The organism is Ruegeria sp. N4, assembly GCF_056531425.1.
This window is the reverse complement of record NZ_JBQFLT010000016.1, coordinates 51,713-72,016: the sequence shown is the minus strand read 5'-3', so window position 1 is coordinate 72,016 and position 20,304 is coordinate 51,713. Positions and strand designations below refer to the sequence as shown.

Here is a 20,304-nt window from a genome sequence, read left to right as displayed (position 1 = left end):
TAACGTAACCCCGCCTGCGCGTTCGTCCAGCCGCCTGAACGATCTGCACGATGTCTTGAACGGCGGGCAAAGAAAAACCCCCGCGCAAGGCAGGGGTTTGTAATGCAGCATCTGCGCAGATCAGGCGCGGACAAGCTTTTCGTAGTCTTCGGCAATCTCGCGGGTCAGGTCGCCCACTTCGAACGTATAGTCGCCAATCTGCCCGACCGGAGTGACCTCGGCAGCCGTACCGGTCAGCCAGCATTGTTCGAAATCGGCCATTTCCTCGGGCTTGATGCGGCGTTCGTGGACGGTGATGCCCTTGTCTTTCAGCATCTGGATCACGGTCTGGCGGGTGATGCCGTTCAGGAAGCAATCGGCCAGCGGGGTGTGCACCTCTCCGTCCTTGACGAAGAACACATTCGCGCCTGTCGCCTCGGCCACGTAGCCGCGCCAATCCATGAACAACGCGTCCGAACAGCCCTTGGCCTCGGCCTTGTGCTTGGAGATGGTGCAGATCATGTAAAGACCCGCCGCCTTGGCGTGAACCGGAATGGTTTCCGGGCTGGGGCGTTTCCATTCCGCGATGTCCAGCTTGGCACCTTGCATCTTGGCATCGCCGTAATAGGCACCCCAGGGCCAGACCGCGACGGCCATGCGAACCGGGTTCCTGGCCGAGGCCACGCCCATATCCTCGCCCGAGCCGCGCCAGACCAGCGCGCGGACATAGGCGTCCTGCAAGCCGCTGGCTTTCAGGGCTTCGTCCTTGGCGGCCTCGATCTGATCGACGTCATAAGGCATCGGCATATCCAGCGCCTCGGCCGAGGCGATCAGACGCTCGGAATGTTCGCGGCTTTTGAAGATCTTACCGTTATAGGCGCGCTCGCCCTCGAACACGGATGAGGCATAGTGCATCGCGTGGGTCAGCAGGTGCACATTGGCCTCGCGCCAGGGCACCAGTTCACCATCCATCCAGATGACACCGTCACGATCATCGTACCCCGCCATGCGAAACCTCCTGAACCGGGTTGAATTTTCGATTGTTGCGCTATTTAGGTCCGGAGCGGACACATTCTTGCGCAAAAACTGCGATTCGATACCTGTCCGCCCTTGGAATGTCAATAAGGCTGACATAAACTGAGCATTGTGTAACGAATGAGGCAAGATATGTCCGAAATCCGCCCCGCCCCGATGTTTGGGGGCGAAAGCCTGTTGTTTCTTACGGATGAGCAGTTGCGACAGGGGATCGAGGCCATGTTTTTCGCCTATCGCGGCTTTACCGCCGATCCTGACCGCATCCTGTCCGAGATGTCCTATGGCCGCGCGCATCACCGGGCGATTCACTTTGTCAATCGCGCTCCGGGGACCACGGTGAACAACCTGCTGGCCATTCTGGGGGTGACAAAACAATCCCTGAACCGGGTGCTGCGAACGCTGATCGAGGATGGAATGGTCGAAAGCCGGGTGGGTACCGCCGACAAGCGCGAGCGGCACCTGTTTCTGACCGAAAAGGGCCGCGCGCTGGAGGCCACGCTGTCCGACGCCCAGCGCGCCCGGATGCGTGCGGCATATAAGGACGCAGGCCCCGAAGCGGTGGCTGGTTTTCGTAAAGTGCTTGAAGCGATGATGGATGCTGATATGCGTCATGCGTATACGAAGCTGCGGGATACGACCTCATGAGCGATATGGACGCCCATCTGCTGATCGTCGACGATGACGAGCGCATTCGCGATCTGTTGAAGAAGTTCCTGATGCGGAACGGGTTTCTGGTAACCGCCGCTCGCGACGCAGCCCATGCGCGCCGGGTGCTGTCGGGGCTGGATTTCGACATGATCGTGCTGGACGTGATGATGCCGGGCGAGGATGGCGTGAGCCTGACAAAGGCGCTGCGCGAAACCCATGCGACTCCGATCCTGCTGCTGACCGCGCGGGGTGAAACCGAGCACCGGATTGCAGGATTGGAAGCCGGGGCCGATGACTATCTGGCCAAACCGTTCGAGCCGAAAGAGCTGTTGCTTCGGATCAATGCGATTCTGCGGCGTATGCCCGAAACGCCTGCTCAGGATACCGCCGCAAAGATACTGACGCTGGGCCCGATCCGCTATGACATCGAACGTGGTGAGATGTGGCAGGGCGAAGACCCGGTGCGTCTGACCGCAACGGAAAGCCAGTTGATGAAGATCTTCTCGGCCCAGCCGGGCGAGCCAATCAGCCGTGCGAAACTGGTCGAGGATCTGGGCCGCGACAAGGGGCAGGCGCAGGAACGCGCGGTGGACGTGCAGATCACCCGGTTGCGTCGGAAGATCGAACAGGATCCGAAGCAGCCCAGATACCTGCAGACGGTTCGGGGTGCTGGTTACATGCTGGCGCCGGATTGATTTGGCCGCTGCGCGGCGATTTTATGCCTTCGGCGAGGATATTTTTAGCCAGATGAAGAAGGGATCCCGATGAAGACTGCCTTGTTGACCCATGCCGATTGTCTGGGGCACGTGACGCCGGACGGGCATCCTGAGCGGGTGGCGCGGTTGGAGCATATTCTTCATGCGCTGGAGCCTTTGGATCTGGATCGCAGGACGGCCCCGATGGCGGCGGATGACGATTTGCTGCGGGTCCATCCCGAAGCTTACATCCGGGATATTCGGGCCACGCGGCCTGCGGAGGGGTTTGCGCAGATCGATGGGGATACGTTTATGTCTCCGGGCTCTGTCGATGCCGCCTATCGCGCGGCGGGGGCCGTGGTGCGGGCTGTGGATCTGGTGATGGGCGGTGAGGCAACGAATGCGTTCTGTGCGATCCGACCGCCGGGGCATCATGCGGAAACGGACAGGGCGATGGGGTTCTGCCTGTTCGGCAATGCGGCTTTGGCGGCGAAACATGCGCTGGATCATCACGGTTTGAGCCGGGTCGCCGTTGTGGATTTCGATGTCCATCACGGCAATGGCACGCAGGATTTGCTGTGGGACGAAAAGCGCGCGCTGGTGATTACCAGCCAGCAGATGCCCTTGTGGCCCGGATCGGGACGCCCGGATGAGACCGGCGCTTATGAGACCGTTTTGAACATACCTCTGGCCCCCGGCACAGGCGGGGCCGAGATGCGGGCAGCTTATGAATCGCAGGCTTTCCCGCGTTTGCGGGCGTTCAGGCCCGAATTGATCATCATCTCAGCCGGCTTTGACGCCCATCAGGACGATCCGCTGGCCAATCTGAACTGGTCCACGGGTGATTTTGCCTGGATCACCGCTGAGCTGTGCAGGATCGCGGATGAGGTTTGTGAGGGCCGTATCGTCTCGACTCTGGAGGGCGGGTATGATCTGAAGGCACTGGCCGGGGCGACACGCGCCCATGTGGAAGAACTGATGAAGGCAGTACGATGACCGATACCCCCGTTGATCAGATGACGTTCGAACAGGCGATGAAAGAGCTTGAGGCCGTGGTCGGCCAGCTGGAACGCGGCGATGTGGCGCTGGATCAGTCGATTGCGCTGTATGAACGCGGGGCAGCGTTGAAGAAACGTTGCGAGGATGAGTTGAAGCGGGCCGAAGAAAAGGTCGCCGCGATCACCTTGGATGCTGGCGGCCAGCCGACCGGGACGACGCCTGTTGAAGGTCAGTAAATGTTTCGCGACCAGTTGGCGCGGGATGCGTCCCGGATTCAGGCGCAGTTTGACCATGTCCTGAGCGCCTTTGACGATTTCGATGTGACGCAGGCGATGGGTTATGCCACCGAAGGCGGCAAGCGGTTGCGCGGGTTTCTGGTGCTGGAAAGCGCCCGTCTGCATGACGTGGACGAGGCGCGCGCGATCTGGCCTGCCACGGCGATCGAGGCGCTGCATGCCTATTCTCTGGTCCATGATGATCTGCCTTGTATGGATGACGACGATCTGCGGCGCGGTCGCCCCACGACCCATGTGAAATGGGATGAAGGCACGGCGGTTCTGGCCGGAGATGCCTTGCAGACATTGGCCTTTGAGCTTTGCGCGCGACCCGAAGTTGGGGCGGCAGACATACGGGCCGAATTGACCCTGACATTGGCCAAAGCCAGCGGCGCGCAAGGCATGGTCATGGGACAGGCGCTGGACATTGCGGCTGAGACTGCAGCAGAGCCGTTATCTCTGGCGGCAATCACGCATTTGCAGGCCGGAAAAACGGGCGCATTGATCGAATGGTCCGCCTGTGCGGGTGCTCGATTGGCGCAGGCCGATCCCGCCCCGCTGCGCCAATACGCCCAAGCGCTTGGGCTTGCTTTTCAAATCGCAGATGACATTTTGGATGTGGAAGGCGATGCCGAAAAGGCCGGTAAGCGCCTGCAAAAGGATGCGGATGCGGGAAAAGCCACGTTTGTCTCTTTGTTGGGGCTGGGATCTGCCAAAGCCCGCGCGGCGGAACTTGTCGACCAAGCCTGCGCCGCGCTGGATGGCTACGGCCCAAGGGCGGAAACCTTGAAGGACGCCGCCCGCTTCGTTATTGCCCGGGACAGCTAAGTCAGGAACGCGCTAAATGTCTGATCGCCCGAACACGCCTCTGCTGGATCTTGTGAGCCGTCCTGCCGACCTAAAGCAGTTCTCGGACACGCAGTTGCATCAGGTGGCGCAGGAATTGCGGGCCGAGACGATTTCCGCCGTCTCAGTGACAGGCGGGCATCTGGGCGCAGGTCTGGGTGTTGTGGAACTGACTACCGCGCTGCATGCCGTGTTCGACACCCCGCGCGACAAGATCATCTGGGATGTGGGCCATCAGTGCTATCCGCACAAAATCCTGACCGAGCGGCGCGACCGTATCCGCACGCTGCGGATGAAAGATGGCCTGAGCGGGTTCACCAAGCGCAGCGAAAGCCCGTATGACCCGTTTGGCGCGGCGCACAGCTCGACCTCGATCAGTGCTGCGCTGGGCTTTGCCGTTGCGCGCGATCTGGGTGGCGTGACGCCCGAGGGGCTGGGTGACGCGATTGCAGTGATCGGCGACGGGTCGATGTCGGCGGGCATGGCCTTTGAGGCGATGAACAATGCGGGCCACCTGAAAAAGCGCCTGATCGTCATTCTGAACGACAACGAGATGAGCATCGCCCCCCCGGTGGGTGCGCTGTCCAATTATCTGTCGCGCATCTATGCAGAAGAACCGTTCCACGACCTAAAAGCCGCCGCCAAGGGCGCGGTGTCGTTGTTGCCCGAGCCGTTCCGTGAAGGGGCCAAGCGCGCCAAGGAAATGCTGAAAGGCATGGCAGTGGGCGGCACCTTGTTCGAAGAACTGGGCTTTTCTTATGTCGGTCCCATCGATGGCCATGATCTGGACCAGTTGCTGCCGGTACTGCGCACGGTCAAGGCCCGCGCAACCGGACCGATCCTAATCCACGTGCTGACGAAAAAGGGCAAAGGCTACGCCCCGGCCGAGCAAGCCCGCGACAAGGGCCACGCCACCGCCAAGTTCGACGTTGTGACGGGCGAGCAGAAAAAGGCACCCTCGAACGCGCCGTCCTATACCTCGGTCTTTGGCAAGGCGCTGGTGGATGAGGCCGCGCGCGATGACAAGATCGTGGCCGTCACGGCGGCAATGCCGGATGGGACCGGGCTGAACCTGTTCGCGGAACGCTACCCGTCGCGCTGTTTCGATGTGGCGATTGCGGAACAGCATGGGGTGACCTTCTCGGCTGCTCTGGCGGCGGGCGGGATGAAGCCGTTCTGCGCGATGTATTCGACTTTCTTGCAGCGCGGTTACGATCAGGTGGTGCATGATGTGGCGATCCAGCGCCTGCCGGTGCGTTTTGCCATCGACCGGGCGGGGCTGGTCGGCGCAGATGGGGCGACCCATGCCGGGTCCTTTGACATCGCCTATCTGTCGAATCTGCCGGGTATGGTTGTGATGGCCGCCGCAGACGAGGCCGAGTTGATGCATATGATCGCCACAGCCGTTGCCCATGATGACGGCCCCATTGCCTTCCGCTATCCACGTGGCGAAGGCGTAGGCGTCGATTTGCCCGAACGTGGAGAAGCGCTGGAGATCGGCAAGGGCCGAATGATCCAAAAAGGCGCGCGCGTGGCGCTGCTGTCTTTTGGCACTCGTCTGGCCGAGGTTCAGAAGGCGGCCGAAGCGCTTGGCGCGCGGGGGATCACCCCGACCATCGCCGACGCCCGCTTTGCCAAACCGCTGGACCGGGACCTGATCCTGACCCTGGCCGACGACCACGAGGCGCTGATCACCATCGAAGAAGGCGCTGTGGGCGGCTTTGGCAGCCATGTGGCGCAGCTTTTAGCGGATGAAGGCGTGTTTGATCGCGGTCTCAAATATCGCTCGATGGTATTGCCGGACATCTTCATCGATCAGGCCAGCCCGGCGGATATGTACGCGGTTGCCGGTATGAATGCCGAACAGATCGAGGCCAGGGTTCTGGATGTTCTGGGCGTTGCCTCGATCGGTGAAAAACGCGCCTAGGCCGGGCGGTCATGCGGCTTGCAACCCTGATGGACGAAAGTTAGGCTCGGGTCAGGCTGTTTGAGGCAGCCACCCGGTCCGCGGAAAGCTGTCATCGGCACCTCTGTAAGACGACTTGTAAACCAAATCGGTTTCTCAGCCCGGATTAGCGGACCGTCGGGCAGCGGAGGGAAGACCGATGACCAAATCACTCGACCAACTGCGCCGTGACGCGAAGGCCTTGGGCAAAGCTCTGACTGCGGGCGACAAGGGCGCGATGTTGCGCGTCCATGGTATTGTCAAAACGCCCAGAAACGGGGTCTACAAACATGCCGATTGCCTGCATGTGATCGCGCGCGAAACGGGTTATGCCACATGGCCCTCGCTGAAACTGGCCGTCGAAACACAAGGCATGGACCGGGCGCAGAAACAAGGGCGGCTTCGCTGGGCGCTTTACAATGGCTCGGCGGAAACGGTGGCGTATCTGCTGACGCAGGAGCCTGACCTGGCCGAGGATCAGGTGCCGCTTTTGGTTGCGCTTTATGAAGTCGATGCGATGCGCCGGGTTCTGGCGCAGGATCCGGGCGCCGCAACGCGTGAATACCCGCCTCGCCGCCCAATGTGCCATCTGGCGTTTTCGCGGCACATCAAGGCCGCCCCCAAGAAAGAGGGCGACATGCTGGCCATGGCGGATCTGCTATTGGCCCACGGTGCGGATGTGAATGACAGCTTTGCCTTCGACCCGGAGTCAGACCATCGCCTGTCCGCGCTTTATGGCGCTGTCGGCCACGCCGACAACATGCCCCTGGCCGAATGGCTTTTGGACCACGGCGCGGACCCCAATGACAACGAATCCCTCTACCATTCCACCGAGCTTGGCCATACCGACGGGCTGCAAATGTTGCTGAACCATGGGGCCGATCCCAAGGGCACAAACGCGCTGCCAAGGGCCATTGATTTCAACAGCACCGACGCGGTGCGCCTGTTGCTGGATCACGGCGCGGACCCCAACGAAGGCATCGCGCCACACCCGTCGGGCGAGCCATCGCTGGTGATCCCCGCCTTGCATCAGACCGCCCGGCGCTTGGCCTCGGGTGAGATCGCCCGGCTCTTGCTGGATCACGGCGCGGACCCAAACGCCGTCAGTCGCGGCCATACGCCCTATGCCTTTGCCCGCGTCTTCGGGAACCGGGATGTGGCGGATGTTCTGGAGCAGGCGGGGGTATCCACGCAGCTATCAGAGACCGAGGCACTTTTGGCGCGTGCAGCGGATGGAGTGCCAAGGCCCGGCGACCGGATCGATATGACTGCCCTATCGGAAGAATTGACCTATCTTCTGGGTCGTCTGGTGTGGCGAGAAGGCAGCCTGCCCCATATGCAGCGCCTTGTGGAGATGGGCTTTGACGCCAACCTGCCGGATGAGATGGGGATGCCGCCGCTGCATCTTGCCGGTTGGGAAGGTATGACCGATGTCATGGCCTATTTTCTGGACCAGAACCCGGACCTTGACCACACCAACGCCTATGGCGGCACATTGCTGTCGACCATCGTTCACGGGTCAGAAAACTGCCCGCAACGCGCGCATCGCGACCATCTCGACTGCGCCCGGATGGCGTTAGAGCGGGGCGTACCATTGCCCCGAAAAGCCCCGCAATTTGCAACCCGGCCCGAGATGTCCGAATTTCTTGCCGATTGGGCGGAGGCGCATCCGGATCAGGTTGCGGAACACGGGGTGATTTGACACGCACCGACGAAAGAAAAGCGGCGGCGCAATTCAAGCGCCGCCGCCCGGCTTGCACTACTGGCGTCAGCCGTCCAGGCAGAAGCCTTCGATGTCGCCATTTGTCCAGTTGTTCGGACCACTGTTCAGAATGGTGCGGTCGCTTACATGGATGCGGATGTTGTAGCCGCAGGGATCCATGCCGGTTGTATCAAGCTCCCAATTACCAGACGCGCCATCGGTACTCAGCGATCCAGCCGCGTAGCTGATCGTGACCGACGAACTGCCGCCCACAAACGGGGGCAGAACCGTCGCCGCAGGTGCGGCGGAAGTGATGACCATGGTGCCGCCCGCAGCCTCGGGCAGCGGGGTCACATGGATGCGCAGGCTTCCGCAGTGATTGCCCGTCATCGAATACGTGCCCGAGATCACTTCGCCCACGCCGAACTTGCCACAGTTCCCAGCGCCGCTTGTGATTTCGACATCCGCGCCGGGCCGGGTGTTGTCGACCATAAAGACCGTCGATACGGTTGTGCCCAGAACCGGACCTGCCGGTTGCCGGAACTCGATGAAGACCGAGTGCAACCCGTTCTCCAGCCCCGTCAATGCGCCCAACAGATCGTCGGCGACCGAGACCAGCGGTGATGCAGCCAGATAGGGGAACCAATCGCCAACCGCGTTGACCGTCTGCTTGACCGAGAACGGGCTTGGGAAGGTGGTGACATCGGCTTCGAACGGGTTGGTATAGGCCCGTGGCGCGATATCGGACGGTCCCTGGATCATGATCCGGTACTCCATCGCGCCTGCCGGGATGTTGAAGGCCCGGCCCTTCAGCAGCGTCCGCCCGCCAAACGGCGCATCGTCGGCATTGGGGATGATACCGCCCACGCCCGCGCCATTGGCATATCCCATGGCGTTGATCTGCGGGATCGGCATATTTCCGATGGATTCCAGGAAGGGCAGGAACTGCCCCGGCACACCGCCTTTCGGAAGATGTTCAACCTCGATCGTGCAATCGGCCCGGTCGCCCCAATGGGGCACGAAATCCGGATCATTCGGCGCGGGCGGGACGGCCCAGGACAGGATACCGCGAATCCGCGCCTGCCCGGTCTTGCACCATTCTTTGCGATGATCATCCAGATCCACCGGCAGCGAGGCCTGATACCACAGCCCGTCATCCGGGATCTGATCGATATTGTGCACATCGACCCAGGTGATGCCCTGGAATTCCCAGCCCGATCCGAAATCAAGGTAGAAGGCGACATATTCCCGCGACCCTTGCGAACACAGATCGCCCGAATAGCCACTGGCGCGCTTGATCTCGATCACGCCATGCAGGTGCGAGGTGTCGCGATCCAGACCAACGCAGTGAAGCTCTTCATATGTCGTGTTGAAGTCGGGCTTCATGATGAAGTCATCGAAATCCGAAAGGTCGATGTCAAAATCCGGTATCTGGAAGGCCGCCATCGTCTGGCTTGCGGCGATATCCGTACTGTCGGCCGCAAGTTTGACCATGGTGGGAAAGACATTGCGCAGAACCTGCATCTTGTCCGCCCGGTCGGTCTTTTTCATCAACTGCGCCAGCGAGGCCGCCGGTTTGTTCGCAACCAACTGCGTTTCCAGCAGCGATGTCGCCTGCTGCAGCACTTTCGGGTCGATCTGTTGAACGCCGATATCGGTGATATGATCGATCAGGTTGCACAGGAACGGGCTTCTGGGGTTGATCTGAATGTCGCGCTCCAGCCTGTTGCCCCAGATCGGCAGCCAGTTCGGCATATTGGCCGGCGGGATCACGTTCCAGGACAGAACGGCCCGAACGGTCGGCAAAACCGGGTCGCGGTCGCAACATGTCCGTTTCTTGGGATCGACCTTGATCGACACGGCGTAACACAGGTCATCCTTGAACCCGAGGTCATGGATGTTGAAGCTGTTCACCCCGCTGTCGACCCAAACGCCGTCACCGTAATCGAGGTAAAAGCGCACATATTCCTGCGACCCGTCAGTGCAGGGCCCGCCGCCATAGCCATCGGCCTGCTTGATCCGCACAATCGCGGTCAGGATGCTGCTGTCGGGGTTGTAGCCGATGCAGGTCAGTTCTTCGAAAGCGACGTCCTGAATCTTTTTCAGAACCGGTTTTTGCAGCCCTTTCAGGTCCAGTTGGGACAGGTTGCCGAAATAGTTCGGGTTCTGAAGCAGCCTGAAATTGGCAGACGTTCGAAGTTCAATTTCCTTGCTGACATCCGTCATGGGAATTCTCCAATAAATGCTTAAAATAAATAAAAAACATGCAGTCACAAATACCTGCACAGGTTGTACTATACACGATTTTGGCTGATTCCGCGACTGCCCGCCGGGGCTTGGCTGCAATTGGCCGGTGCCAGCGCGGCACAACCTGGCGGTGATGCAGGCCTGGCCAATCTGTGCTAGTCTATGGGTAAGCCAAGCGCACGAACACTCCTGATAGTTGCTGACTTTTTTCATGCCGTAGGAGGGCTTTTCATGGTTACCCCGAACGCCGAAGGCGATCTTTATCCGCTGCTCAGGGCCTACAAGAAACAGCATTTGGGCAAGGGCGCGTTTCGCCAATATGACGCCCATGCGATTGGGATCGGGCAGAAAATCGTGTCAGGCAAACCGACCGATACGCTGTGTCTGCGGTTCTATGTCAGCTGCAAGCACCCGACGGACCGAATAGCGCCGGATCGTCGGGTGCCCGCCGCATTCCGCATCTGGTCGCAGCGCGACGGGCGCGAGGTCGAATTGCCGACCGATGTGATCGAGCAGCCGCCGATGCGCTTTACCGCCGACCCGACAGACAGGTTCCGCCCCGTGCCGGGTGGGGTCAGCGGCGGTTCGGTCTTTACCGGCACGATCGGCGGCTGGGCGTGGGACCGGACCGATGCAAGCTTTGTTATGCTCACGGCATGCCACGTCGTGGGGTTTTTTGACGTCGTGGTCCTGTTGAACGGACCGATGCTGCAGCCGGGCTTGTCGGATGGCGGCGACGTGACGGACGACCGGGTCGGAACCGTCAAGCGGCTGATCGAGTTGCAGGCAGGCGAAACCAGAACCGTCGATGCAGCAATTGCGGAACCCACAAACACCGACATAGTGCAAACCGTTGTGCTGGACGTCGGCTCGGCGATCTATGCGGTGGACACACCGACGCTGGGCATGGCTGTGCAGAAGTCGGGCAAATCCAGCGGGTTGACCCAGGGCCAGGTTGTCGATGCGGATGTGGACACTGCCGTGTTTCTGGCCGACGACATCTTCTTTTTCGAGGATGTCGTACAGATTCAGGCCTCTGACGGTGGCGTTTGGGCGGAACCGGGCGACTCGGGCTCTGTCGTGTTTTCGCAGGCGGGGTTGCCCACGTCCTCGGCCATCCATCCGGCTGTGGGGCTGCATTTCGCCAGTTCCACGGATTCTGACGGGCTGGCCTGCAAGATGCGAAATGTTTTCGAGCAGCTTGATCTGGCGCCGATTTGCGATGGCCTGTTTGCCGATTTTGTCGAAGAGATGGCGGTTGCACCGGGCTTCGCCTCACCCGATGCAGATGTGTCACCGGCGGCGGGGCTTCATCCGTTCACACCGCGTGAAAGACGCTGGGCAAGGGCCGGGTCGCCGGCCCGTGGTCTTGGGCGCGATCTACAGGCCCGCCTGGACGGATCGGGCAGCGGGCGTCAGCTGAACACTCTGGTCAGTGCACACCGCGCAGCCCTGACCGAGTTGATGATCCGAAACGGCGATGTACGCCGCGCCGCGGTCGCCGCCATAGGCCCGATCCTGTCCGGGGCGATCACTACAAGTGACGTGCTGTCCCGACGTATCTGTGCCCAGGATGTCAAGCGGCTGCAAAAACTGATCCATGAGATCGAACGATCCGGCGATGAAAAGCTGGTGGCGTCGGTGCAGGCCATGGCCAAAATGCTGGAGGTGGTAGAGGGCAAGTCCCTGTCCGACCTGTTCGAACAGGGTGCCGCTTATTGAACGGTTGGGCCGAGGCCAAGATCAGGTCGCCACAGGATTACCGTCCGGCTGCGTTCGGCAGGACCACAGGATCAGCAGCAGGAAGGACAGATTCAGCACAACGTTGAACGGCGCGCCCACAAGGATGGATCCTGCGCTATCGGTGCAGAACCATGTCCACGTCGCTATCTTTGCAACCTTCGCGGCCACCGTCGCCGACAAAGGCGCAACATGGGTACCCAATGCCCATTGCATAGCGCCCAGCCCGGCCGTCAGACCGCCCGTGATCGCCAGCAACAATGTGGTCGGAGCGGATATATCCGAAGGAACCGTTTGGAACGGCCAATACGCGACCGTCAGAAAAATATGCGCAAGACCGTGCAAAGCCGGAAGCGCGGTAAGTGCGAAAAGAACGCCGGTCACGATCAGAATAGTGCCGGACAAGCGCATTGCGGAATGTTGTCGGGTCATGGTCCCCTCCTGTTCAAGACCCGTCCTTGATGCGCCATGGGTCGAACACAAAGCAATTACGTCAGAGGTAAGTGATTTCCGTACCCGCGCTTGCTAGGCTTGTGTCATGACCCCGTATCCCAGATTGCTGAAAGAGTGGCGCAAGCGGCGCAGGATGAGCCAGCTAGATCTGGCGGTTGAGGCTGATGTCAGCGCCCGCCATATCTCGTTCCTTGAAACCGGCAGGTCCCGGCCCAGCCCGGACATGATCCTGCACCTGTCCGAGGTCATGGATGTGCCGGTCGATGCGCGCAATCAGATGATGCGGGCCGAGGGGTTCGCCGCTCGATTTGCGGCGACGCCCTTCGATGATGCCGCCATGGCCCCCATCCGCAGCGCCGTGGAGTGGACGCTGAAACAGCATGAACCGTATCCGGCGATGGCGCTGGACCGGTTGTGGTACCTCGTTCGACTGAACAAACCTGCCGAGAAGCTGTTTGCGCCACTTGGGATCGCGCAAGGTCAAAGCCTTCTGACGCTGATCACCAGCCCACTGATGGCCGAGCTTGTCGAGAACTGGCCCGAGGTTGCCCATCACACAATGCTGCGCCTGCGGTCCGAAAGCGCCAATGCCGGTGGCCTGCCGGAACTGGACGCCGCCGCGCGGGCCCTGGCGGAACAGGCGCAGATTCGCAGTGACGCCGCAATTGGGCCAACCATTCCGACAATCTATCGGTTTGGCGGCCAGCGCGTTTCGATGTTCGGCACCATCGCGCAGTTCAGCACCGTTACGGATGTGACGCTGGATAATCTAAAGATCGAACTGTTCTTTCCGTCCGATGATGCCAGCGCGGATTTCCTGCAAGCCTTGTCCCGCTCGGCGCAGCATTGAGGGTGCCCCGAGCGGCAATTGACCAGTGCCGCTATGCCAGTTGTTTCAACCGGGGCATCAAATCCAGCAGCTCTTTGGTGTAGGCATGCTGAGGGGCCGAAAACAGTGCATCGGTGTCCTGAACCTCGACCAGTTTGCCCCGTCGCATGACGCCCACCCGATCACACATCTGCCGCACGACGGGCAGATCATGGCTGATGAACAGCATGGTCAGGCCAAGGTGATCCTGCAGGTCCTTCAGAATGTTCAGAATCTGTGCCTGAATCGAGACATCCAGCGCGCTTGTCGGCTCATCGCAGATCAGGAACCGGGGCTGCGTGGCCAGCGCGCGGGCGATACAGATGCGCTGGCGCTGCCCGCCCGAGAATTCATGCGGGTATTTGCGCCAGGCATCCTTGGCCAGCCCGACCCAATCCAGCAACTCGCGCACGCGCGGCTCAACGGCGGGTTTTGGCAGGATTTTATGGTGATGGATCGGCTCGGCCACAAGATCCCCGACCCTCATCCGGGGATTGAGGCTGGAGAACGGGTCCTGAAAAATCATCTGGATCTGGCGGCGATAGGCTTGCAGTGCGTCCGCCCCCATGGCCGTCACATCCTGCCCGTCAAAGATCACTTGGCCACCGTCCACCGGATAAAGCGTGCCGATCATTCGTGCGACGGTGGATTTGCCGGACCCGCTTTCGCCAACAAGGCCGAACACCTCACCATCACGAATGTCAAAACTGACCTGATCGACGGCGGTAAAATATTTCCGCTGCGACGGCAGCAGACCGCCCTTTTGCAGGAAGGTCTTGGTGATGTTGTCGACCTCAAGCAGCTTACCCGATTTGGACAGATCGGTCTTGTCCCAATGGGCTGCCAGATCGTCGATCTTGAAGGTTCTCTCCCGCTCGCCATAGCTGACCACCGGAAAACGCTCGACTTTGGTATGCGGGCGCGGCACAGCGGCAATCAGGGATTTGGTGTATTCGTGCGTGGGTGCGCCGAGGATCTGATCAGTCGTGCCGCTTTCAACCACATGGCCGGAATACATCACTGTGACGGTGTCTGTGGTGTCAGCGATGACGCCCATGTCGTGCGTCACAAGGATGACGCCGACCTGACGTTCCTTGGCCAGTTCCTTGATCAGATCCAGCACCTGCGCCTGCACGGACACGTCCAAAGCGGTCGTGGGTTCATCTGCGATCAACACGCTGGGTTCGGTACACAGCGCAAGCGCGATCACCACCCGCTGACGCATGCCGCCGGAAAACTGGTGCGGGTATTGATTGAACCGATCCGCCGGGTCGGGGATCGAGACGCGATCCAGCAGCGCAATCGCGCGTTTCTTCGCGTCAGACGCGGACAGGCCAAGATGCAGCTGGATTGTCTCAACCAGTTGCTCGCCCACCGTGAACAGCGGGTTCAGCGAGGTCAGCGGGTCCTGAAAGATCATCCCGATCTCTTTGCCCCGGATTCTGCGCTTGTCCTCGGCGTCCAGTTCGTCAATCCGGCGACCGTTCAGCCAGACCTCGCCCTCGGAGACATGGGCCGGAGGGTCCAGCAGGCCGATCACGGCATTGCCGGTCATGGACTTTCCGGCACCGCTTTCGCCGACAACGCCCCGGATTTCACCGGGATGCAGGTCATAGGTCACATGCTCGACCGGCTTGAAAATGCCGTGGCGGGTGGGGATTTCCACCGTCAGGTTGCGGATCGAAAGAACGGGGTCGGTCATTTCAGCCTCGGGTTCAAAACATCGCGCAGCCAGTCGCCAAGCAGGTTCACACTCAGCGCCAGCGCCAGCAGGGTGCAGGCGGGGAAGAACAGGATCCACCACTCACCCGAGAACAGGAAGCCCTGCCCGATACGGATCAGCGTGCCCAGCGACGGTTGCGTAGGCGGCGCACCAACACCAAGGAAACTGAGCGTCGCCTCGGCAATGATCGCCAGCGCCAATGAGATGGTGGCGATCACCAGCACCGGTGACAGCACGTTGGGCAGGATATGGCGCAGCATGATGGTCAGCGGGCTTTGCCCAATGATGCGCGCGGCGGCGACGTAATCCTTGTTCTTTTCAACCAGCGTGGCACCCCGGACGACGCGTGCGAACTGCACCCAGTCGGACAGGCCAATGGCAAGGATCAGCACCCAGATCGCCATCTGGTCTCGGTATTCAATGGGCGTGATGCCCTTGGCGATGCCAAAGATCAGCATGGCCAGAAGGATTGATGGGAAGGTCAGCTGCACATCCGCCGTACGCATGATGATGGTTTCGGTCCAGCCGCCGAAATAGCCGGACAGCAAGCCCAGAATGATCCCCAGAACCATGGCAAACAGAACCGCCGCCACGCCCACAAACAGCGAGATTCGCATGCCGTAGAGAATGGTTGAGAACACATCCCGGCCCTGATCGTCGGTGCCCATCAGGAAGCTTTCACCGGTAAAGGCATTGGGCTCCATGGGCGGGGTGAAGCCATTCATCAGGTTCAGGCTGGCCGGATCAAACGGGTTCGTCGGCGCAATCAGCGGTGCAAGGATGGTGGCAAGGATCAGCACCAAAGCCACCGTCGCAGAGACTATGGCCACGGGCGAGCGGCGAAAGGCGTAGAACTGGTCGCTGTCCAGAATGCGTTTCACTCGGCTCATGCGCTGACCCTCAGGCGCGGGTCGATGAAGGCGTAAAGGATGTCGACCGCAAGGTTGATGGTGACGAAGATGACCGAGATCATCATCAGGTAAGCTGCCATGACAGGGATATCCACGAACTGGATTGCGTTGATGAACAAAAGGCCAAGGCCCGGCCACTGGAACACCGTTTCGGTGATGATGGCAAAGGCGATGATGGCTCCCAATTGCAGGCCTATGATGGTGATCACCGGGACCATGGTGTTTTTCAACGCGTGGCGGAAGTTGATGGTCCGGTCGCTCAGTCCACGGGCGCGGGCAAAGCGGATGTAGTCCTGCCGCAGCACCTCTAGCATCTCGGACCGCACCAACCGCATGATCAGGGTCATTTGGTACAATCCCAGCGTGATCGCGGGCAGGATCAACGCCTTGAGGCCACTGGCCGTCAGGAACCCGGTGTTCCACCAGCCAAGGTCAACGACCTCACCGCGCCCGAAGCTGGGCAGCCAGCCCAGTTCGACCGAGAAGACGTAGATCAACAGAATACCGATCAGGAAGGTGGGCAAAGATACCCCGATCAGCGAGGCCGACATGATGAAATTCGCCGCAAACCCGTCCCGCCGGATCGCGGTAAAGACGCCCAGCGCAATGCCCAGAACGATGGCAAACACGGCTGACACCATTGCCAGTTCCAGCGTCGCTGGGGCGCGTTCGGCCAGAATCTCGGCCACCGGGCGACCCTGGCGGAAGCTGACGCCGAAATTGCCCTGCACCGCCTCTTGCAGGAACTTCACATATTGCACCGGAAACGGCTGATCGAGGCCAAGTTGAGTGCGCAGACGTTCCACATCTTCCATGGTCCGTTCCTGCCCCAGCATGTTGTCGATTGGATCACCGACAAAGCGGAACATGGAAAAGGCGACAAGGCCCACGACGAACAGAACCAGCGCCGACTGGGCCACGCGCCTGATGATGTATGACAGCATTTAGTTGACCGTGACCCAGCGCAGAAGGAAGAAGTTGTCGGGCCGTTGAGTCAGCTCGATATTGCTGCGGGCACCCCAGACCAAAGGCTGAACATAAAGCGGCACGTAAGCTACCTCGTCCTGCAGGATGCCTGCGACCTCATCCAACATGGCCTGACGCGTGGGTTCGTGAATCTCGGACTGGATCAGCGGCAGCAATTCATCCACGCGGGCGTTCGAATAGCCGCCGAAGTTCCACGAGCCCAGCTTCTTTTCCTCATTCGGGGTCGAGGCGAGAAAGCGCACGGGATGTTCGGCATCAAACGTGCCCGGCGACCAGCCCAGCAGGTACATGTCGAAATTGTCGGCCCGCAGCTCCGGCCAGTAGTTCTGCACTGGCATCGCATCCAGCGTCACATTCAGCCCGGCCTGAGTCAGCATGGCGGTGATCGCCTGACAAACCGCTTCATCATTCAGATAGCGATTGTTGGAGCATTTGAAGCTGACCTCGACCCCCTCCGCCCCCGCTTCGGCAAGCAGCGCCTTGGCCCCGTCGGGGTCATAGGCGTAGGGGTCTGCATTGGCCGCTGAATAACCGCGCATCGCGGGGCTGACCAACTGGCTGGCCACCTCGGCATTACCGCGCATGATGGTCTGAAGGATGGCCGGAACGTTGACCGCCTTGGCCACCGCCTCGCGGGTTCGCGGATCAAGGAACAGGTCAGAATTACCCTGCCCGGCCTCGCTTGCGCCTTCCTGCTGGTCAAAGCCCAGCATAATCACGCGCGCTTCGATCCCCTGAATGACCTTTACATCCGGGTTGCCCTGCAAACGGGCGACGTCCTGAATCGGGACCGGGTTGATGAAATCCACATCGCCAGACAGCAGAGCCGCCAGAGCGGTCGCCGGGTTCTGGATCGGCACAAGTTCGGCGCGGGTCAGGTTGTGCTCTGCCTCGTCCCACCAGCCCTCGAAAGGCTCAAGGACAGTACGCAGCCCCGGTTCGCGTGCAGTGACGCGAAAGGCACCGGTTCCGTTGGCGTTGAGCGTCGCATGGTTCCCGGCCTCTTTGTCGGGAAGGGCGGCGTCGTTGGCCTCGGCCCAGCCGCTGTCCATGATCATCCAGTTGGCGATGCTGTCAGGAAAGATCGGATTTGGCGCGGTGGTCATCACATCGACGGTGTAATCGTTAACTTTCACCACCTCACTGACCGGCGCGAACCAACTACGGGTGTCTGAATTTTCATCGGACGCGCGCTGAAACGAGAAAATCACATCATCGGCATTGAATTCGGACCCATCATGAAACGTCACGCCCTCGCGCAGCTTGAACCGCCAGCCTGCGCCGTCCCCGATGGTTTCCCAACTGGTGGCCAGCGCCGGTTCGATGGTCATATCCTTGCCCCGACGCACCAGCCCTTCGTAGACATTGTTCAGGAACCCCAGAACAGGGGCGGAATTCACCGCATGAGGGTCCATCGTTTGCGGATCGGTGGTGACGGCAAAGGTGAACTCTTCGGCGGCGACGGGTAAAGCAAGCGCGCCCAAAAGCGCGGCAGTGGTCAGACGTTTCATGATAGCTCCCACTTTTTTGGTGCCGGGCCTCGTACCCCGAGGCCCGGCGACACGGGTTAGTTCAGGCCGAAATGTTTCACCATCGGCTGATCTTCGGGATCGACGTTGATGTCCAGACTCTCGGCCATGCCCCAGTTCAGCACCTGATGGTGGATCGGGATATACAGCTGTTCATCCTGCACCACGCGCCAGATCTCGGCGATATCCTGATCGCGCGCAACGAGGTCCGTGTTCGAGGCCAGAGATTTGATCTTGGCGTCCAACTCGTCGTTGTCAAAACCGGTTCCGTTCCACGTGCCAATGTCGCTTTCACGACCGTGAACCAGGAAGTTGAAGATGTACTCCGAATCGTAGGTCGGAACACCCCAGCCCAGCATGTAGAAATCGGTCTTTCCATCCGTGATCAGCGGGAAGTGCTGCGCCTTGGGCTTGGCATCCAGATTCACGGTGATGCCGATCTGACCCAGCATCCCGACAGCGGCCTGACAGATGCCTTCATCGTTGATGTAACGGTCGTTCGGGCAATCCAGCCGGATCGAGAATCCGTCAGGATAGCCCGCCTCGGCCAGCAGGGCCTTGGCGCCTTCGACATCCGTGCTGCTTTCACCGTCCATCTCGGCCGTCCAGCCATTTACGAAGGGCGGCGCGATCATCCCGGCAGGTTGCGACTGACCGCGCATGACCACCTGCTTGATGGCGTCGCGGTTGATGGCCTTGGACATGGCCTGACGCACGCGCACATCGGCCAAAGGATTCTTGCCGTCGACGTTGTCCGCTTCGATGTCATCCCCGCCCTGGTTCATGCCAAAAAAGATCACCCGGTTCTGAGGTGCCTGTTTGACAACCAGACCGTCCACGGCATTGACCCGGTCGAGATCCTGAACCGGCATATCCTGAAGGAAATTCACCTCACCCGACAGCATCGCCGCCACGCGGGTCGCGTCGTTCTGGATCGGCGTATAGATGATCTCGCTGATCGCCATCGGGAACTGATCGCGGCCCCAGTAATCCTCGTTCCGCTGCATCACGGTTTTTACGTCCGGCTCGCGGCTGACAAGTTTGTATGGACCGGTGCCGTTTACGTTGGTGGTGGCAAAGGTAATCTCTCCGCCTTCGAAATCCTGCACATCGACCGTGTTGTTCGCCTCGGTCCAGCCCTGATCCATGATGAACAGGTCCGTCAGGTTCGCCGGCAGGATCGGGTTCGGCCCGTCTGTCACAATCTCGACCGTGTGGTCATCGACAGCGCGCACTTCGACGATCGAGTTGATCAGTTCCTTCATGTCCGAGTTCGGCTGTTTGGCACGGTTGATGCTGAACACCACGTCTTCCGCCGTGAAATCGGCCCCATCATGGAACTTCACGCCCTGACGCAGGTTAAACACCCAGACATTGGGATCACTCTCACTGGGGGCCCAATCCGTGGCAAGCGCAGGCTCAAAAGCGCCGGATGTATCGCGGATAATCAGCGGTTCATACATCTGATGGCGCACGGTATGCGTGGGCCCTTCGTTTTGCGAATGCGGATCCAGCGTCAGCGCATCGCCCGAGCGCGCCCAGCGCAGGGTTTCCGCACTGGCCAACGTCGTCGACGTCATCAGCACCGCAAGTGCAAGCATTGGTTTGTTCATAATTTCCTCCCTTTTTGCAGTCATTTAGCTGCACCGAATTCACGATGCAGTGCCGCAAATTTCTGTGATTGTTATGGGAGTGGATAGCATACCAACTGCGAGAGCATGT

Annotated in this window: 17 protein-coding genes; 9 read left to right on the top strand and 8 right to left on the bottom strand. The window is 60.4% G+C overall.

The features are described from left to right. Nucleotides 1-120: 120 nt before the first annotated feature. Entirely contained in the window at nucleotides 121-987 is an 867-nt protein-coding gene (locus tag ACR0LW_RS19685; protein WP_170521081.1) for a branched-chain amino acid aminotransferase, read from the bottom strand. 159 nt (nucleotides 988-1,146) lie between these two features. Between ACR0LW_RS19685 and ACR0LW_RS19680 the strand changes: the two genes are divergently transcribed. The 7 genes from ACR0LW_RS19680 to ACR0LW_RS19650 all read left to right on the top strand — a co-directional run bounded on the left by ACR0LW_RS19680 (nucleotide 1,147) and on the right by ACR0LW_RS19650 (nucleotide 8,124). Beyond that, entirely contained in the window at nucleotides 1,147-1,659 is a 513-nt protein-coding gene (locus ACR0LW_RS19680) for a MarR family transcriptional regulator (RefSeq protein ID WP_170623372.1), read from the top strand. Then, nucleotides 1,656-2,357 carry a response regulator gene (locus ACR0LW_RS19675; RefSeq protein ID WP_170453461.1) on the top strand — a complete coding sequence of 234 codons (702 nt, stop codon included), beginning with the start codon at nucleotides 1,656-1,658 and terminating at the stop codon, nucleotides 2,355-2,357. The genes ACR0LW_RS19680 and ACR0LW_RS19675 overlap by 4 nt, the downstream gene beginning before the upstream one ends. A 69-nt stretch (nucleotides 2,358-2,426) precedes the next feature. Then, nucleotides 2,427-3,353 (top strand): histone deacetylase family protein, encoded by a 927-nt coding sequence (locus ACR0LW_RS19670; protein WP_480884054.1) that lies wholly within the window; start codon nucleotides 2,427-2,429, stop codon nucleotides 3,351-3,353. Then, nucleotides 3,350-3,592 (top strand): exodeoxyribonuclease VII small subunit, encoded by a 243-nt coding sequence (locus ACR0LW_RS19665; RefSeq protein ID WP_170521075.1) that lies wholly within the window; start codon nucleotides 3,350-3,352, stop codon nucleotides 3,590-3,592. The genes ACR0LW_RS19670 and ACR0LW_RS19665 overlap by 4 nt, the downstream gene beginning before the upstream one ends. Beyond that, the gene (locus ACR0LW_RS19660; RefSeq protein WP_480884052.1) at nucleotides 3,593-4,459 is read left to right on the top strand and encodes a polyprenyl synthetase family protein; all 867 of its coding nucleotides are present in this window, start codon (nucleotides 3,593-3,595) and stop codon (nucleotides 4,457-4,459) included. A 16-nt stretch (nucleotides 4,460-4,475) separates the two neighbouring features. Then, nucleotides 4,476-6,404 carry a 1-deoxy-D-xylulose-5-phosphate synthase gene (gene dxs, locus ACR0LW_RS19655; RefSeq protein WP_480884050.1) on the top strand — a complete coding sequence of 643 codons (1,929 nt, stop codon included), beginning with the start codon at nucleotides 4,476-4,478 and terminating at the stop codon, nucleotides 6,402-6,404. A 178-nt stretch (nucleotides 6,405-6,582) separates the two neighbouring features. After that, nucleotides 6,583-8,124, top strand: a complete 1,542-nt coding sequence (locus tag ACR0LW_RS19650) for an ankyrin repeat domain-containing protein (protein WP_480884048.1) — start codon at nucleotides 6,583-6,585, stop codon at nucleotides 8,122-8,124. A 66-nt stretch (nucleotides 8,125-8,190) separates the two neighbouring features. On the opposite strand, the gene ACR0LW_RS19645 is transcribed toward ACR0LW_RS19650, so the two are convergent. Then, complete coding sequence (locus ACR0LW_RS19645; RefSeq protein WP_480884045.1) at nucleotides 8,191-10,350, bottom strand: hypothetical protein; 2,160 nt, start codon at nucleotides 10,348-10,350, stop codon at nucleotides 8,191-8,193. Nucleotides 10,351-10,602: 252 nt separating this feature from the next. Between ACR0LW_RS19645 and ACR0LW_RS19640 the strand changes: the two genes are divergently transcribed. Further along, on the top strand, nucleotides 10,603-12,093 hold the full coding sequence (locus tag ACR0LW_RS19640; RefSeq protein ID WP_480884043.1) for a chymotrypsin family serine protease: 1,491 nt from the start codon (nucleotides 10,603-10,605) through the stop codon (nucleotides 12,091-12,093). A 21-nt stretch (nucleotides 12,094-12,114) separates the two neighbouring features. On the opposite strand, the gene ACR0LW_RS19635 is transcribed toward ACR0LW_RS19640, so the two are convergent. Next, entirely contained in the window at nucleotides 12,115-12,543 is a 429-nt protein-coding gene (locus ACR0LW_RS19635; RefSeq protein ID WP_480884041.1) for a hypothetical protein, read from the bottom strand. Nucleotides 12,544-12,649: 106 nt separating this feature from the next. Between ACR0LW_RS19635 and ACR0LW_RS19630 the strand changes: the two genes are divergently transcribed. After that, on the top strand, nucleotides 12,650-13,414 hold the full coding sequence (locus tag ACR0LW_RS19630) for a helix-turn-helix domain-containing protein (protein ID WP_480884039.1): 765 nt from the start codon (nucleotides 12,650-12,652) through the stop codon (nucleotides 13,412-13,414). Between the two features lie 31 nt (nucleotides 13,415-13,445). Here the strand turns inward: ACR0LW_RS19630 and ACR0LW_RS19625 are convergent, their stop codons facing one another. Genes ACR0LW_RS19625 through ACR0LW_RS19605 form a run of 5 tightly spaced genes read right to left on the bottom strand, consistent with a single transcriptional unit; the run spans nucleotide 13,446 to nucleotide 20,195 of the window. After that, a complete protein-coding gene (locus tag ACR0LW_RS19625) occupies nucleotides 13,446-15,134 on the bottom strand; it encodes an ABC transporter ATP-binding protein (protein ID WP_480884037.1) in 1,689 nt (562 codons plus the stop codon). Further along, the gene (locus tag ACR0LW_RS19620; RefSeq protein ID WP_170453450.1) at nucleotides 15,131-16,045 is read right to left on the bottom strand and encodes an ABC transporter permease; all 915 of its coding nucleotides are present in this window, start codon (nucleotides 16,043-16,045) and stop codon (nucleotides 15,131-15,133) included. The genes ACR0LW_RS19625 and ACR0LW_RS19620 overlap by 4 nt, the downstream gene beginning before the upstream one ends. Next, entirely contained in the window at nucleotides 16,042-17,010 is a 969-nt protein-coding gene (locus ACR0LW_RS19615; RefSeq protein ID WP_170623388.1) for an ABC transporter permease, read from the bottom strand. The genes ACR0LW_RS19620 and ACR0LW_RS19615 overlap by 4 nt, the downstream gene beginning before the upstream one ends. Then, on the bottom strand, nucleotides 17,011-18,564 hold the full coding sequence (locus ACR0LW_RS19610; protein ID WP_480884034.1) for an ABC transporter substrate-binding protein: 1,554 nt from the start codon (nucleotides 18,562-18,564) through the stop codon (nucleotides 17,011-17,013). Between the two features lie 56 nt (nucleotides 18,565-18,620). Beyond that, a complete protein-coding gene (locus ACR0LW_RS19605; protein WP_480884032.1) occupies nucleotides 18,621-20,195 on the bottom strand; it encodes an ABC transporter substrate-binding protein in 1,575 nt (524 codons plus the stop codon). Nucleotides 20,196-20,304: the final 109 nt, after the last annotated feature.

Excerpts from the sequence above, each read along its gene's own strand:
- ACR0LW_RS19685 (WP_170521081.1), bottom strand. The coding sequence starts at position 987 with ATGGCGGGGTACGATGATCGTGACGGTGTCATCTGGATGGATGGTGAA.
- ACR0LW_RS19680 (WP_170623372.1), top strand. The coding sequence starts at position 1,147 with ATGTCCGAAATCCGCCCCGCCCCGATGTTTGGGGGCGAAAGCCTGTTG.
- ACR0LW_RS19675 (WP_170453461.1), top strand. The coding sequence starts at position 1,656 with ATGAGCGATATGGACGCCCATCTGCTGATCGTCGACGATGACGAGCGC.
- ACR0LW_RS19670 (WP_480884054.1), top strand. The coding sequence starts at position 2,427 with ATGAAGACTGCCTTGTTGACCCATGCCGATTGTCTGGGGCACGTGACG.
- ACR0LW_RS19665 (WP_170521075.1), top strand. The coding sequence starts at position 3,350 with ATGACCGATACCCCCGTTGATCAGATGACGTTCGAACAGGCGATGAAA.
- ACR0LW_RS19660 (WP_480884052.1), top strand. The coding sequence starts at position 3,593 with ATGTTTCGCGACCAGTTGGCGCGGGATGCGTCCCGGATTCAGGCGCAG.
- dxs (WP_480884050.1), top strand. The coding sequence starts at position 4,476 with ATGTCTGATCGCCCGAACACGCCTCTGCTGGATCTTGTGAGCCGTCCT.
- ACR0LW_RS19650 (WP_480884048.1), top strand. The coding sequence starts at position 6,583 with ATGACCAAATCACTCGACCAACTGCGCCGTGACGCGAAGGCCTTGGGC.
- ACR0LW_RS19645 (WP_480884045.1), bottom strand. The coding sequence starts at position 10,350 with ATGACGGATGTCAGCAAGGAAATTGAACTTCGAACGTCTGCCAATTTC.
- ACR0LW_RS19640 (WP_480884043.1), top strand. The coding sequence starts at position 10,603 with ATGGTTACCCCGAACGCCGAAGGCGATCTTTATCCGCTGCTCAGGGCC.
- ACR0LW_RS19635 (WP_480884041.1), bottom strand. The coding sequence starts at position 12,543 with ATGACCCGACAACATTCCGCAATGCGCTTGTCCGGCACTATTCTGATC.
- ACR0LW_RS19630 (WP_480884039.1), top strand. The coding sequence starts at position 12,650 with ATGACCCCGTATCCCAGATTGCTGAAAGAGTGGCGCAAGCGGCGCAGG.
- ACR0LW_RS19625 (WP_480884037.1), bottom strand. The coding sequence starts at position 15,134 with ATGACCGACCCCGTTCTTTCGATCCGCAACCTGACGGTGGAAATCCCC.
- ACR0LW_RS19620 (WP_170453450.1), bottom strand. The coding sequence starts at position 16,045 with ATGAGCCGAGTGAAACGCATTCTGGACAGCGACCAGTTCTACGCCTTT.
- ACR0LW_RS19615 (WP_170623388.1), bottom strand. The coding sequence starts at position 17,010 with ATGCTGTCATACATCATCAGGCGCGTGGCCCAGTCGGCGCTGGTTCTG.
- ACR0LW_RS19610 (WP_480884034.1), bottom strand. The coding sequence starts at position 18,564 with ATGAAACGTCTGACCACTGCCGCGCTTTTGGGCGCGCTTGCTTTACCC.
- ACR0LW_RS19605 (WP_480884032.1), bottom strand. The coding sequence starts at position 20,195 with ATGAACAAACCAATGCTTGCACTTGCGGTGCTGATGACGTCGACGACG.